General features: G+C 56.5%; 11 protein-coding genes. 3 read left to right on the forward strand and 8 right to left on the reverse strand.

The window, feature by feature from the left end; genetic code table 11:
• Nucleotides 1-24: 24 nt before the first annotated feature.
• The 8 genes from QSV77_RS15695 to QSV77_RS15730 all read right to left on the reverse strand — a co-directional run bounded on the left by QSV77_RS15695 (nucleotide 25) and on the right by QSV77_RS15730 (nucleotide 10,953).
• Entirely contained in the window at nucleotides 25-1,107 is a 1,083-nt protein-coding gene (locus QSV77_RS15695; protein WP_302734184.1) for an acyltransferase, read from the reverse strand.
• Between the two features lie 197 nt (nucleotides 1,108-1,304).
• Nucleotides 1,305-2,510: a glycosyltransferase family 4 protein gene (locus tag QSV77_RS15700; protein ID WP_302734185.1), complete on the reverse strand. Its 1,206-nt coding sequence runs from the start codon at nucleotides 2,508-2,510 to the stop codon at nucleotides 1,305-1,307.
• A gap of 89 nt (nucleotides 2,511-2,599) precedes the next feature.
• Nucleotides 2,600-4,159: an O-antigen ligase gene (locus QSV77_RS15705; protein ID WP_302734186.1), complete on the reverse strand. Its 1,560-nt coding sequence runs from the start codon at nucleotides 4,157-4,159 to the stop codon at nucleotides 2,600-2,602.
• Nucleotides 4,160-4,231: 72 nt separating this feature from the next.
• The gene (locus QSV77_RS15710; protein ID WP_302734187.1) at nucleotides 4,232-4,909 is read right to left on the reverse strand and encodes a hypothetical protein; all 678 of its coding nucleotides are present in this window, start codon (nucleotides 4,907-4,909) and stop codon (nucleotides 4,232-4,234) included.
• Entirely contained in the window at nucleotides 4,902-7,157 is a 2,256-nt protein-coding gene (locus tag QSV77_RS15715) for a polysaccharide biosynthesis tyrosine autokinase (protein WP_302734189.1), read from the reverse strand. The genes QSV77_RS15710 and QSV77_RS15715 overlap by 8 nt, the downstream gene beginning before the upstream one ends.
• A gap of 130 nt (nucleotides 7,158-7,287) precedes the next feature.
• Nucleotides 7,288-8,181 carry a hypothetical protein gene (locus QSV77_RS15720; protein ID WP_302734191.1) on the reverse strand — a complete coding sequence of 298 codons (894 nt, stop codon included), beginning with the start codon at nucleotides 8,179-8,181 and terminating at the stop codon, nucleotides 7,288-7,290.
• Between the two features lie 180 nt (nucleotides 8,182-8,361).
• Nucleotides 8,362-9,474, reverse strand: coding sequence for an acyltransferase (locus QSV77_RS15725; protein ID WP_302734192.1), 1,113 nt, complete (start codon nucleotides 9,472-9,474; stop codon nucleotides 8,362-8,364).
• Between the two features lie 150 nt (nucleotides 9,475-9,624).
• Nucleotides 9,625-10,953: a hypothetical protein gene (locus QSV77_RS15730; RefSeq protein WP_302734193.1), complete on the reverse strand. Its 1,329-nt coding sequence runs from the start codon at nucleotides 10,951-10,953 to the stop codon at nucleotides 9,625-9,627.
• Nucleotides 10,954-11,017: 64 nt separating this feature from the next.
• On the opposite strand from QSV77_RS15730, the gene QSV77_RS15735 reads away from it, so the two are divergent.
• From QSV77_RS15735 to QSV77_RS15745, 3 genes are all read left to right on the forward strand, one after another.
• On the forward strand, nucleotides 11,018-11,314 hold the full coding sequence (locus tag QSV77_RS15735; protein WP_302734194.1) for a hypothetical protein: 297 nt from the start codon (nucleotides 11,018-11,020) through the stop codon (nucleotides 11,312-11,314).
• 120 nt (nucleotides 11,315-11,434) lie between these two features.
• Complete coding sequence (locus QSV77_RS15740) at nucleotides 11,435-12,658, forward strand: glycosyltransferase family 4 protein (RefSeq protein ID WP_302734195.1); 1,224 nt, start codon at nucleotides 11,435-11,437, stop codon at nucleotides 12,656-12,658.
• 73 nt (nucleotides 12,659-12,731) lie between these two features.
• Nucleotides 12,732-14,204 (forward strand): lipopolysaccharide biosynthesis protein, encoded by a 1,473-nt coding sequence (locus tag QSV77_RS15745; RefSeq protein WP_302734196.1) that lies wholly within the window; start codon nucleotides 12,732-12,734, stop codon nucleotides 14,202-14,204.
• Nucleotides 14,205-14,229: the final 25 nt, after the last annotated feature.

Genomic DNA, 14,229 nt, shown 5'->3' on the forward strand with positions numbered 1-14,229 from the left:
TGCCACGATGAATCCGAACATGTGTTAGCCTGTTGAGGGACTTGGTTTAGCTAGAAAACGCGTGAAGAATCCACGCAGGAATTTGTTGATGGGGGCTTCCAGATACCGAAACATGATAAGACCTGCGGCAATTGATAGGACAAGTGCACCGATAGTCGTTACCAACGCAAAGGTTAACGGATCGGATGAAAGTATCTTGGCCACCTTGGATGCGCCGTGCAGCATCAACCCATGGATAAGATAGATCGAATAGCTTGCATTGCCGATTTCGACCAAGCCAAAACGTCTCCATACATGTTTCGAACGTTCCAGAGTTACGGCTGCCAAGACGGCGAAGAAGCCAGCCACGCCCCAAGTGAATGGGCGGATAAACGTGGAGGAATGGAATGTAGCTCCTGCTCCGAACAGACCGAAGGCCGGGGCGAAAAAGAATAGCAACGACATGATAAGAAAGGCAGCGGCGGCAAAAGGGGTTATTCGATTTGGCACGAATGTCTTTTCCACCCATGTGAGGCAATGATAGCAGACAATGCCAAAACAGAATTCGAGCATGATCGGATTGCCATAATAAATCGCGTAAAAGTTATTCGATCCGAAGATACTCGGTAAAAGAGCGATCATGATGAGCGTTATCACCGCCGGATGTCGTGCTCTCATGCTTGGAATCAGAAGGCATAGCGAAAAAACGAGATAAAAGAAAATTTCGTAATTGAGTGTCCAGCCGACGGTTACGATTGGCTCAGCCGCGCCGCCGCGCAAAAAGGGGATGAAGAGCAAAGATTTTATGAGATATTCTGGTGTTAACTCCGTCACGCCCACAGGCTTGAAGCCCGAAAAAAACAGGAATGTGAAAACCAGTGTGATGATCCAGTAGAGCGGAGCGATACGAAAAATACGGTGGCTGAGAAATGACGTGGCTGTAGTATCTCGCGAAGTCGTTGTAGCGGCCATGATGAATCCGCTCAAAACAAAAAATATATCGACACCCGCTAGGCCGAGGCTGAAAAGCCAAGTGGAAGGAAGAGCGTCTTTCCAGTAAATTTCACTATGATAAAAAAATACAAGTATCGCTGCGATCGCACGTAGAACTTGAAGATTGTAAATCATATCTAACTCGAATAAAAATAAATTTTATTAATATGATATTATTAACGCGTGTTTGCTTTAGCAGCCGGAATAGTTCGTAAACAAATGGATAAAATCGCTGTCAATAATTACACGGCGCGAGAAATTCATGGGCTATCGTAACACCGCAGTACCCATATGAATATACAAAACAATCAGGTGTGCCTGAAACATGCTGTTTATGCTCTGATGTTGCCGCGAAGATCCGAATAGAGCGTTTCATATGCCGCAACCACCCGCTCAGGCGCTACTCCTTGCGAAATTCTCGCTCTGGTTTCGGGAGACTCTGCGGGGACGTTGTGGTCGCGCATGGCTTGCGCCATACGTGCGGCGAGTTCACTGGCGTTGCCCGGAGCAAACAGGCGTTCCGGCCTGTCCTGACCGATCTGTTCGGCGACGCCTGCGAGGTTGGCACCGATGACGGGTACCCCACGCAGAATGGCTTCGGCAACGGTGCGCCCGAAAGCCTCCGGCCACAAGGGCGGTACGATCAGGCAATCGATCTCAGCGAAAAAACTGTCCGCCTCGACATAGCCGGGAAACTCAACGGGAAGACCGATGGTTTTTTGCTGATAAGACTCGACGCCGCCGGGCGCGCGACCGGCCATGACCAGCCGCCAACCCTGTGGCGGCAGCCGCCGCAGAGCATCTATCAGCAAGTCCGCACCTTTAGGGGCTTCGATGCGGCCGAGATAACCGAAAACAAGCGGTTGTCCAGGCGCGCGTGGATTGTGCTTTTTTTGTTGGGTCGGCGGTGCGATGGCATTCCAGATCACGGTGCGGCGGTCTTCCGGGACATGGGTGAAGAAGCCCGCCTGTACATGGCGCTCGACAATGTCGCGGCCGACGCCCGCGACGGCATCGACGGCGCATTGGCAACGCCGGTGCAGATAGGAAAAAATACGGCATTTCCTGCTGCTGCCGTCGCAAATATGCCCCTCGTGAAACAGGGAGCCATTGGTGCACATGCTGGTGAAATCATGCAGGGAATGGACGAGCGGAATGCCTCGCCTGCGGATCATCGGCCAGATCAGTGGGGTCAATTCCGACAGCGAATGGGTGTTGACGACATCTGGACGAAAATCATCGATGACATGTGCAAGCCGACGCACGAGGCGCGGATCGAGCTGTACGGCGATCTTGTAATATTTTCGCTTCCATCCCGGTTGCCGTTCCCAGTCTCCAATAAAAAACGGCGTGGTGTGCCCGAGGCGATGAATGGAAAAACCATCACGTTGCTCGACGGCCTGTTGTTCCCGGGAAATGGCGGCTACGGCAACCGTATGGCCCTTTTCCGAAAGTCCGCGCGCCAGGTCTTCCACGAAAATTTCCGCGCCCCCCACCCGGTCTGGAGAAAATAGCGACGTTATCTGCAATATCCGCATGCTGAAATTCTCGTCTCTGTCTTCAGTTCTACAATCGTTACAGTGACTTGGCATCCAGTATGTGAACGCGCAGGTCAGTTGCTATGGCTTTAAAATACCAATTGTGCCGTATGGTCATGTCCCCCGGGCCCGGGCGTTGAAAGATCGGCTGGGTCCTGCCGCTGCCGCCGCCGTCCATTCCGGTCAGTTCCCGGCGAATTGAGGCAAAGTGTGACGATAGGGGCGAGGAAGATGGCATAAGCCATGGCGAAGCCGGGGATCTGTAATGAAAAATCAAGCGTCGAATGCAGTCCGACCAGCAGCAGACCTGCAATACCGAGATGTGAAGCGTAACGATAGCTTTTGCGTTTGCGCATCCCGACGATAAAAATGAACAATTGGGCAAGCACGAAAAAGGCCGCGTAAAACGGGAATGCAGCGCCAAGCGTCAGAAGGCCTTCGGCATAGACATTATGGGCATGGGTGACGACGGCGTTCACCCCGCATTGGGCCAGATGATAAGGCGCATAGGTTTCCGCAAAGCTCGCAAGCCCGGATCCCCAGGGCCAGCTGTCTGCTATGGCGCGGGTGATGCCCGGCATGTAGCAGAAGCGCATGTCATCTTCCAGACGCGTCTCCATGCGAAGCGCCACCCGATTGGCAAAAAGCGAAAACAGGCCGGCAACGATGGCGAGCATGATCGCTGCCCGGCGCTTGAACCCGCGCCGCCGGCGCCTTGGAGTTGCGCTGCTGTTGGGCCTTGAAGGGGAGTTGAAGACAGTCAGAAGGATAAGGAAAAGCAGCGCCACGAAGCTGGACATGATCCCGGCGCGCGATCCGGTCAGCATCAATGCGATGAAGCAGAGGGCGGCGAGAACGCCGGCGAAGGCCGCCTTGCGGATAAGGCGTTTCTGGTCGACCGGCACCGTCAGGCGATTTGCGACAAGTGCCCTTACCATGTGCCAGTCTGGAGCCAGCAGCCGTTTGTGAAACAATGAAAAAAGCGCAAGCAGGATGAGGCCGAACAGGGTCGCGGCGGTATTACGGTTAACAAAAAGGCCGGTCAGGCTGCCAAGATAGAAGCGTTTTTGAATGAAGCCGAGCATATCCGGAAAAAGCAGGAACTGCACGATCGACCATAACGCAAGCCAGCCGCCGCCTATTGCGAACCACCGCAACGTTTTTGCCGCGCGCTCGTCAGTATCGAAAATCACGAGGCCGGCCATAAAAGCGCCAAAGGGCAGGGCGGCGCTGAGCAGGCCGAGCCGATCATCTGCGGGAGTGAGCGAGATCGTGGCGGCAGGTGCGATCTGCGTGAACATGGTGGCGGCGGACCATGCAGGATTGGGGGAGGCGAGGCCTGGCAGGGATGATGCCTGCAGCATTATCTGAACGATCAGCGCCCCAAGCAAAAAGCAGGTCGCCACGAGCGCCTTGCCGGCACCGCCCTGTGGCGGCCCGAATGTGAGGATGGCCGGCACCAGCAGGAGATAAATCGCAAGCGTGACAACGATGCGGCTCTCTATTTCCGTTGCGCCACGATTGAGAAGCGCAAGCAGGAAAATTGCCCAGAATGCGACAGTGGCAGCCACCCGGACATAATCGCGAAATGCGACCGGTCGTGGCGGCGAGGAGGACAGCGCTTCCGATGGGGCGAGGGTGGGTGTCATGGGTTTTCGTCTTTGCAAGAATTCTTCGTGGTGGCGATGTGCAGAATGTCAAAGCGCGATCCCGTTTTCACGTCACCGCAGCGGCATGGAGCGTTTCACATTATCCGCAGGCTGCTGTGGACAGACATCGCGCAGCGTCCAGCGCAGGATTTCCCCTTCCTTGCCGCAGACGACAGCGGTATCCGCCTCTCGCGCCGCCTCGGCCTGCGGCAGGGTCTCGCTTGGAAATTGTCGCCACATGGCGAAGCGTCCGCGTATCAGATTGGCGTCAGCCGGCCCGTAAAGCTGGGAAAAATTCATCAGCACGGCTGTCTCCAGGGGCGAGGCGTTGCGCAGTGAACGAACCATGGCAAGGCGCAGCCACACATCGCCATTGGCGGGAAGGCAAGAGAGCGCATGACGAATATAGGTTTCGGCAAAGCCAAGACGCGCCGCCGTGGCCTCTGGCGCTAACTTTCCGATACTTGCATCAAGATCAGCCAAAACCAGTCGCAATCCGGCCTTGACGATATCCGAACGGCAAATTTTTTCTGCTATGACGGGGTGAAGCTGGCTGACCGTATTTGCAAGCAGATCGGGTGCCAGGCCATTCTTGTCGTCGGCAATTCTCGCCATTGCGACGATGTCGGAGAAACGCCGGCTTTCGGAAAATGCCTGGGCTGTGACAGCCAGAACGAATATGGAAATGACAAGGACCGGCACGACCGCAAAGATTGTACGCAGGCGCGTCATCCCATCCTTGTCAGTCATGGTAATAGCGCGTGTAACGTGAATAATAATATTCGCTGGAACCGTAGGCCCGATAGAGCTTCAGCTTTTCCGTATCCACCTTGTTGAGAATGACACCAAGGCATTTTTTGCGGATATGGACTTCATTTTCGATGGTATTGCGGACTGCCCTGCGGGCAGTTTTACCCCATTCGGTGACGAAAACGAAACCGTCAATCCGGCTGGCCATCGCCCGTGCATCGACCACCGGACCGAGCGGTGGCAGATCGACGATTATATAATCGAACACGCCGCTCGCCTCGGCTAGCAATTTGTGCATCTGCGCCGAGGTCAGGAGTTCGGAAGAATGTGGCACCCGTTGTTTGACGACCGTGGGCAGGAAAGCGAGCCCTGTCTTTTCGTCGCGCAGCAGCACATCACGTACATCGCGACCTTCCAGCAGGACTTCGAGCAGGCCTTCACTGGCATGGCGACCCAAAGCGCGTGTGGCGCCAGGATTGCGGATATCGGCATCCAGCAGCAAAACCCGCGCGCCCTGCCCGGCCAGAAGCTGTGCCAGATTGATGGAGATGGTAGATTTTCCCTCGCTCGGCAGGGCAGATACGATGCCCACTACCCGCGCGCCGCTTTTTGCGGGAATGCCGAGATCGAGCGCAAGCCGTGTGCTGCGCAGGGTTTCGGCAAAGGAGGATAGCGGGTGATCGACGGCGTAGCGGGCAACACTGGATGGACGGGTGGCGGCGGGGTTGTGCTCCTGCCCCTTGGAGAGGGCTTCCTCGACCGGCTTGTTCGGGATGAGCGGCGTATTGCCCAGAAACTCCAGCCCGAGAACATCGCGAACCTGTTCTCCGGTACGGAAGAAGCGGTCGCGAAACTCGCGGAACATGGCGATGCCACCGCCAGCGGCTGCTCCCATGATCATGAAAAGCGCCAGAAGCAGCGGCTTGTTCGGCTTGCTCGGAATTTTAGGCGGCATTGCCTTGGAGATCACGCGTGCTTCCGTCACGGGGAAGGATTGCTGCTGCATGGCTTCCTGATAACGCTGCAGGAAGGTTTGATACATGTTCTTGTAGGTTTCCGCCTCGCGCTGCAATTCGCGAAGCTGAACCTGGGTCTGGCTGGCCGAATTGCTGACGTTGGTGGCTTTGGCAATGCTTGCCTCAAGGGTTTTTTCCCGTGCTTCAGAGACCTCGAGATCGCTTTTGTAACTTTGCGCGATACGGCTGACTTCCTGGAACATCAGCCGGCGGTATTCCTGCATTTCATTGCGCAAACGCACGGCCTGAACATGGTTCCTGCCAAGCCGACCGGCGATTTCGGCCTCTATTTTTGAGGATTCGAGGTATTTCTTGCGCAGATCATTTGCGACCGAACTGTCGAGAATATCGGTGACGACGGCATCGACATCGTCGGTGGCGAGAATGTGTTCGATACGCTGGAATCGTGCACGCGCCTTGGCGGTTTCGGACTGCGCCAGAATTTGCGCGCTGTTCAGTTCCGCCAGCTGCTGGTCGGAAAGCAGGCCATTATTACCCGTCTCGATGAGATTGTGTTCGGCGCGAAATTTCTGCACGGCCAGATCGGTATCGAGAGCCCTTTGACGCAATTCGGCTATTCGATCGGACAGCCAGTCGCTGGCCCGCTTCGTCGCCTCGTATTTGGAGTTGAGCTTATCGACCAGATAGGCCGCCGCCACGGCGTTGACGATCTGTGCGGCGAGAGCCGGTGATGTTGAATTATAGCTCAGCTCCAGCGCGTAGGTGCGACCGATGCGCTTGACGGACAGGCTCTGCAACAGTCGGTCCGACAGCGCTCTCTTCAGCGTTTCGTCATCGATGACCGCTTCCTTTGTCGGCGAGAACCACTGCGAAACGTTGACCAGCGAACGGATCGTGCCCACGATCGAGCTGAGAAGTGATGCGCGGGTCGCCCTGAATTCCTGGTTTTCCGTCAGATTGAGACTGTCGACGACGGCGAGCCCGATGGTTTCCGATTGCAGAACCTCGACCTGGCTGAGGATCGACGCCTCGTCCTCTATGACGCCGCCGATTGTTGAAAGCTGTTCGACGACCTGGCTGTTGTTACGGTCGATCAACAGGGTCGCGCTCGCCGAATAGATCGGAACAGCCGTTGCGGCATAAGCGAGCCCGATTGTCCCGGCGATGGCGATGGTCGCAAGGACGATACGCCACTGCCGGCGGATCGCCGCCAGAACCGCTTCGATATCGATAAAATCGGCCGTAAAGGCGTTTTTATCGTAATCGCTCATCGTCACGGGATCGTGCCTTTGCAACAACTGTCAGCCTCGCTCTTTTCGGCGAGCATAATGCCCGCCAAGTCTCGGTTGCATCATGGGACAGGCGAAGGCCATCCCCGTGACGGGGATGGCAAAGCCGATTTCAAACGGGACTTGTACTGATTGGCGTCGTGGTGCTTCCGGTCGAAACCGTGATGTTAAAGATGGTCGACGTTCCACCGCCGCCGCCGGTACCGCCGCCACCAACGGGTGCGCTTCCGCCGCCGGCCTGTGCAATGCCTGCCTCGGCGCCCGTGGCTGCCGAGCCACCGATGCTGTTGCCGCTGGCTGGCGTGGAGCCGGCGCCGCCAATTGGCGAAGCGGCTGCAGCGGCGGCCGCAGGTGCAGCCGGGCCGGCCGCCGTTCCTTCGATGTTTTCGCTAAAGGCGATCAGAAGATCGGAGGGCACGCCTGTGCCCTTGGTCTGCAGCTGGATGGCGGCTGCGAGTATCGTGTTGCCTCTCTGCATCGCCGTGGAATAGGCAAGCGCCAAGCCTTCGCCGACAACTTCGGAGAAATCCTTGTTCGCGACTTTTTGAGCAAGTGCGACGATGGCGGGCAGCTGGCCGGAATCACTCAGAACCAGTGCGGAAAGCTGTTCGGAAAATTGCGCCGCGCTGGTGGAAACCGCGATGACGGGAAAACCGCTCATCACCTTTCCGGTCAGATCCGCAGCGGCGGCATCAGTGCTGGAGGCGACGGCAATCAGATCACCAATCGTTCCAGGCGTTGGAGACTGCTTGAACAGTTCCGCGGCGGAAAGCGTAACCATATCTGGATTGGCGCCATGGACGCGACCGAGAAATGCGGCGGTGGTTTCGTCTGCGGTCTTGACGGGCGCAGCAGCAGGTGCACTTTCTGTCGTCGGCGTCTGGGCAACGACCGGTGCTGTTTCAACATTCTGGGCATTTTGAGCATTGGCCGATACGGAAAAAGCAACCATGCTGGCCATCAATACTGCACCAGTGAGCGTCGAGCCATTACGAGGGCGGGACATCACAACTCTCCAAATTTTTAAAATACGTCTTTAAGTAATTTGATGTCGAACATGGTCATCCAACATCCTAAAATTTCCTTTTAAATCGCACAGCCCAAGCAAACGATCAAGTGTTAAAATGCGCTTCTAGCGGGAGCATCTCCTATACTTAACGGCCTGTCTGCGGATATCGCCACGGTGTCAGGATGCGGCGACTTTTCGTCGGGGTGTTATCACGCGGTTACGAAGCCATGTGTTTGCGGGTGTTTCGACAAATATGTGAAACGCATGGGCTATGGCGATGGTGCTGATGACGATGACGAGATAGGCAATGTTGTTCCAGCCCGGGGGAAGCGTGAAAGGACTCAGAACAACCTTGAAGCCGAGAAAAATAAAAGGGTGCAACAGGTAGAGCGCATAAGAGGAATCCCCCAGCGCAGCGAGCGGCTGCGCGAAGCGGGGCAGGGCGATGCCCCGCGTCATTGTTGCTGCCGTCATCAGAAGAATGGCGCCGCCGCCAAAAACGAGTAGTCGGGGAAAAGAATAGCAGCCGGGACCGCAAGCAGGCCCGAACATCTGGACTTCCAGGAACTTCCAGACTGCAAGGCCACCAAGAGCCATCGCGGCGCCGACTATTGGGGGGATGCGTACTCCGCGTAGAAACAGTGTCGCGAGCACCATTCCTGCGACAAACTCCAGAATGATCGGCTGGAACCAGAAGCTGAACGGTAAGGGAAGGTTCAGGGCTGGGCCGATCAGAACAGCGCCGAACATGATGCTCGATGTCACGAGGACGGCGCGCTCTAGAGACAGGAAGATGAAAGCTGCAAAGACGATATAAAAAAACATCTCGTAGTTCAGCGTCCAGCCGAGATCGAGAATGGGAAACGGATAGGCGTCACCATATCCAATAGTGTCATAAGGGATAAAAAAATAGGAAGTCAGAATTGCCTGGAGTGACGGAAATGTCTTTGCGCCAAGAAAAGCACCTCCCGCCAGCAAGATAAGCCGTAGCGTCAGCGCGAACCAATACAGAGGAATAATACGCAGAAGTCGGCGCAAAAGGAACGCCGCACTTCCACCCGTGGCTGCAAAATACGGTCTGGAGGCATAAACGATGACGAAGCCGGAAATGACAAAAAACAGGTCGACACCTGCGCCAAGTCTCCAGGTATGGATGGGGAGAAGCGAAAACTCCCAATTCACGCCCGCATGCAGCGCGACAATCATGATTGCCGCCACGGCACGCATTAACTGAACGACATCGAGACGTTGCGTCCCTGCAGCAGGCGCATTCTTAAATTTTTGCGTCATCATCATCATCTGTAAAAAAAGAAAAAATATATTTTGTATTATTTGCGTCCGCTCGCGCGGACATAAAGTCATTTATCAAAGCAGGCTATCACGCATAAGGTTGGCACGATATATAAAATTTCGCGACTGCGAAATTTCGCCGGCCGACCCTCAGAAAACCTCCAGAACGGTGAGCTGGTCGCTGACGGAAAGCTGGTATTGCCCGCCTTGCTGCGTGATCACCCGCTGGGTCACGGATCCGTCGTCGTTGAAGCGGTGGGCGATGACCTGATTATGAGGCCCGGTTACCGAAAAGGTTGCCAACCGTTCGGCGGGCGGATTTTCGATCCGGGCCGGCCATTGCCATCCCCGGATGCCGAGCCACACGGGTGCAAGCAGCGCGCCGTCGGCTCTTGCCAGCCGCAGCGTCACCCTTTCGGCATCGCTTTGGATAAAATCGAGGCGCCTTTCCACCGGGACGGTTTGCCGCGCCGTCTTGCAGAGCAACAGAAGAGCGCGCACAGCCTCATAAGCGGACGTGCGGCTGAGATCATGGCGTAGCAGGCCGAATGATGATTCCGGGTTTGTCTCGTCCTGCGCGAAGCTCGAAACCATTTCATAGATATAGGTCCGGCGGATGCCGTTGAGGAAACACCACAAAAGCGCGCGGGGCATGTAACGCGCCTTGATCCCCTCGGTAACGGGGAAATGGAAGGTCTTCGGCTGCAATGACGTATGGTAGCCGATTTCCGTGGCGAGCACCGGGCGGTCGGGCGCGATATGCGCCGAGGCGGCAAGCGACTTGGAAAGCGCTCCCGGCCCGGTCGTTTCGGGATGCTCCATCCCGGCATAGGGGTGAATGTTGCCGTAATCGCAGACCGCCTGCAGATCCAGCGCCAGCTCCCTGTTCGTCAGGACATAGCTTGGCGCGGCAAGCGGAACGCCGCTGAGATCGGGTGTCGAGTGGATGATCTTGTGCAGCGCCGTCTGATGCCGTGCCGAAATGCCTGGCGCGTTCGCGGGATCCTTCGTCAGCACCGGTTCATTGCTGCCCTCAAAGAGGGCGATGCCGCCGTCACACCAGTCGTAGAAGTCAGCGATCCTGTCGAGCGGCGTGGAAACATAGGGATTGAGATCATCATAACAGATGATGGTAAGGCGAAGGCCGGCCGCCACGATCTGGCGCAGGCGTTGAAAGGCGGGGCTGTTACGGCTGTCTCTTGCGGTGATCAGTCCCTCATCGCGCAGATGGCGCACGCCCAGCGTCTCTAGTTCAGGCAGGATGCGCTCGAAGGCTTCCGGATAGATGCCCGTCGTGCGAGCGAAATGGCCGCACACGCCCACACTGTCGAGAAACGCTTCCGTATCGGCGGAAAAAACGGACGGGGTCTGTGCGAAGGCGAGATAGCGGCCGGTGGCGGCGGCCAATGCGAAAGGTGTTGCCGAGAGCAGGCTGCGCCGTGTTAGGCGGCCCATGGTGATCGGCTGTTTTCCGTTCATCTGCGTCTCCTGATAATCATGGCGACAGTGCAAAGCGAGGCATGGCCGGGAGGGCGCCGATTAAATGCAGGCGTTTCTCACTATGCTGCGGCCAGCATGTCCTGAAAGCTTCGCGGCGTTTTCAGACGCCATCAAATCCATGTTTCCAAAAATAATAAAACATAAGGCAGTCACCCTTCCACCCGGTGTAAAGTACCGCGTTGGTCGGGGTATTTCGTATGCAGATAACGTAGCACGGGGCCGGTTCTTTTCGCAACACGGGATGACTTTTGTCGCGCCGCGAAAAAAATCACTTGAAATGCCGTCAATTCCCGTGCTTTTTGAAAGTGAATTTTTGGTTATTCATATTTTCAAATGTTAGTTCCACTCCGGCTTTTGTAGTTTTTTACAAATGTCTCATTGGCTCCGGGCAATTCGGGAGCGTGGCAAGGCCAGAGCGGAAGTCATAAATTTTCGATTAAGGAAAATAGAGCGTATCCGCATGCGAATTCTCCATTTGAGCAGTCTTTACCCGCCGCATATTGTCGGCGGATGCGAACGGTCGGTCGAGCACCTTGCCGAGGAACTCGTCTCCATGGGGCATACCGTCGGCGCCGCCTGCATTGAACGGCAGGCGGAGCCCAAAACGGTGCGCAACGGCGTCAGCGTTTACCGCATGTTCCACAATAACGATTTCTGGCTTGAGGACTGGCCTCAACATACGCCGCAGCAACGGCGTATGCAGAAGATCAGGCAGCAGTGGAATTTCAACGTCGAGAAGCAGTTTGAAGCCGTTCTTGATGATTTCAGGCCAGATGTTCTCAACACCCATTCGCTGCTGGATGTGACGACGCTGGTCTGGCGGGCGGCGCATAAGCGCGGCATTCCGATCGTCCATACGATTTGCGAATATGATCTGCTGTGCGGCAATGCCGCCATGTTCAAGGGCGGCAAGCCCTGCGCGCATATCCATCTGGGCTGTCAGGTGGTGAATTTCACCAAGAAATTCACGCAGCGTTATATTGGTGCGGTCGCAAGCGTTGGTACGGAAATCCTCAAGACGCATGTCAATCACGGACTTTTCCACCATATTCCGGAAAGCCTGCGCCGTGTCATCTTCTATTCCTGCACGGTTCCGGAGGGCGATCCGGTCGCCCGCCGGCAGATCGAGCGGAGCGGCAAGCCGCTGACCTTCGGTTATATCGGCCGCATCAATACGGAAAAAGGCGTTGGCAACATGGTCGACGCTTTCAGGGAAATCGGCCATGGCAACTGGCGCTGTCTGGTCGCTGGCCAGGCAATGGACGATTCCATCGAGCGCTTCACGAAGCAGGCGGGCGATCTGCCGATCGAATTCATTGGCTGGGCGAAGCCGAAGGAATTTTTCGAAGAGATCGATGTTCTGATCGTTCCCTCTTTCTGGGCCGAACCCTCGCCGCGCACGATTTATGAGGCCTATGCGATGGGCGTTCCGGTCATCGGCGCGGCTTCGGGCGGTATCCCGGAACTCATCGGCGAGACCAATCACGATTGGCTGTTCGAGCCGGGCAATGCCGCTGACCTTGCCGCGCGCATTCGCCGGGTGCTGACGCTTTCGCGCGAGCAATTGCCGACGGAGGCCGATTTCGGAAACATCGTCGAGGAATCCACCTCACGGCGGGTCGGCGAAAATTATGTGAAACTCTATGAAGACGTGCTGGCGAAAAGCAAGGCTGCAGCCGCATGACGGGCCTGCGGATGCCACGCGCTGATCTTTCAGCCGCGGGCAGGGCGCTATCCCGTGTTGCCGGGTTTTGCAGATGTTGAAGTTGGACGAAAACGCTCCCCGTCTTGAAAGGCGCTCGGTCACGAGCGCCCTGTGGAGTGCGGTCGGCGGTTATGGCAACGTCTTTCTGTCTTTCGTCGTCTTCCTCATTCTGGCGCGCCTGCTGACGCCGGACGAGTTTGGGCTTGTCGCCATCGCAACGGTTTTCGTGGATATCATCCTCGTCATCGCCCGCGGTGGATTGCCGGAGGCGGTGCTGCAGCGACCGGAGCTGGACGAAGACTATGCCGACACGGCCTTCTGGTTTTCACTCCTGTGGGGAGCCGTGCTGTGCGCTTTGCTTTCACTGGCGGCGCCTTTCCTCGCGGACCTGTTTGGAATTGCAGAACTCAGCCCGGTCTTGATGGCGCTCTCCACCGTACTTTTCATCATGGGCGCCGGCACCATTCATGAAGCCCGCCTGCAGCGTGAGTTCGCGTTTCGCAAGCTTGCCATGCGTGCGCTCCTGTCCAATTTTCTTGCCGGAGTGATCGCAATCGCTCTGGCCCTGAATGGTTGGGGCGTATGGGCAATGGTCGTGCAAAGGCTGATCGCCAGTGTTGTGACGACTGTTATGAACTGGATTGCCTGCGGCTGGATCCCGCGCCCGCGTTTCGTCAGAGCCTATGTGGCGGATCAGTGGAGTTTCGGGTCGCGCATCTTTGCGGCAAATTTCCTGATGGGTCTCAATGTCCGGCTGCAGGAGCTGATCGCCGCGACTTTTCTCTCGACCGCGGCCGTGGGGTACATCCGGTTGTCATGGCGGTGCATCGATCTCGTCAGTCAGCTGGCCGTCATTCCCCTGACATCGGTGGCGTTGACGAGTTATGCACGCATCAATGCCGAGAACAAATCCCTCGAAAATGCCTATTTCGGCTTCATCCGGCTGTCGGGCATCATTGCTTTCCCATGTTTCCTCGGTCTTGCGGCCACGGCGCCTGTTCTGGTTCCCGTTGCTTTCGGCGAAAACTGGGCTGCCGCCGCACCGGTCACGCAATTATTGTGTCTGACAGCTTTGCCGTTTGTCGCCAATTCATTCGTGTGGCCGTTGCTGACCGCCATCCGGCAGGGCGGAAAAACCCTGTACCTGTCGTTTTTGCAGGTTGTTATCGGCTGTGGGCTTGGTCTTGCCGCTGCGCCTTTCGGCTTGGTGGCGGTTACTCTCGCCCATGTCGTGCGGGCTTATCTGACGTGGCCGGTCGCTTTGGTCAGCGTCCGAAACAGCGCCGGCATTTCGATAGGCGGCACGCTTCGCACCTGCATGCCGCCGCTCATCGCGGCCTTCAGCATGGCTGTTCTGGTTAGCGGTCTTTACTGGATGATGGGGGAACGTTTCTCCAAACCGGTAACACTATGCCTGCTGGTCTCGGCAGGGGCGGTGATCTATCCGGCTCTGCTTTTTATCGCCATGCCCGGGGACATACGGGGGGTGCTCAAAGAGGCCAGGGCGCTTTTTTCACGAAAATGAAATTGCAGAACGACTTAATTTCAGG

It is taken from the genome of Agrobacterium sp. V1, from assembly GCF_030518355.1.
In the GTDB taxonomy this organism is placed as follows: domain Bacteria; phylum Pseudomonadota; class Alphaproteobacteria; order Rhizobiales; family Rhizobiaceae; genus Agrobacterium; species Agrobacterium cucumeris.

What these genes read in the sequence shown, in the direction of transcription:
- QSV77_RS15720 (WP_302734191.1), bottom strand. Translation starts at nt 8,181, where the DNA reads ATGTCCCGCCCTCGTAATGGCTCGACGCTCACTGGTGCAGTATTGATG.
- QSV77_RS15745 (WP_302734196.1), top strand. Translation starts at nt 12,732, where the DNA reads ATGTTGAAGTTGGACGAAAACGCTCCCCGTCTTGAAAGGCGCTCGGTC.
- QSV77_RS15730 (WP_302734193.1), bottom strand. Translation starts at nt 10,953, where the DNA reads ATGAACGGAAAACAGCCGATCACCATGGGCCGCCTAACACGGCGCAGC.
- QSV77_RS15710 (WP_302734187.1), bottom strand. Translation starts at nt 4,909, where the DNA reads ATGACTGACAAGGATGGGATGACGCGCCTGCGTACAATCTTTGCGGTC.
- QSV77_RS15700 (WP_302734185.1), bottom strand. Translation starts at nt 2,510, where the DNA reads ATGCGGATATTGCAGATAACGTCGCTATTTTCTCCAGACCGGGTGGGG.
- QSV77_RS15740 (WP_302734195.1), top strand. Translation starts at nt 11,435, where the DNA reads ATGCGAATTCTCCATTTGAGCAGTCTTTACCCGCCGCATATTGTCGGC.
- QSV77_RS15695 (WP_302734184.1), bottom strand. Translation starts at nt 1,107, where the DNA reads ATGATTTACAATCTTCAAGTTCTACGTGCGATCGCAGCGATACTTGTA.
- QSV77_RS15725 (WP_302734192.1), bottom strand. Translation starts at nt 9,474, where the DNA reads ATGACGCAAAAATTTAAGAATGCGCCTGCTGCAGGGACGCAACGTCTC.
- QSV77_RS15715 (WP_302734189.1), bottom strand. Translation starts at nt 7,157, where the DNA reads ATGAGCGATTACGATAAAAACGCCTTTACGGCCGATTTTATCGATATC.
- QSV77_RS15705 (WP_302734186.1), bottom strand. Translation starts at nt 4,159, where the DNA reads ATGACACCCACCCTCGCCCCATCGGAAGCGCTGTCCTCCTCGCCGCCA.
- QSV77_RS15735 (WP_302734194.1), top strand. Translation starts at nt 11,018, where the DNA reads ATGCAGGCGTTTCTCACTATGCTGCGGCCAGCATGTCCTGAAAGCTTC.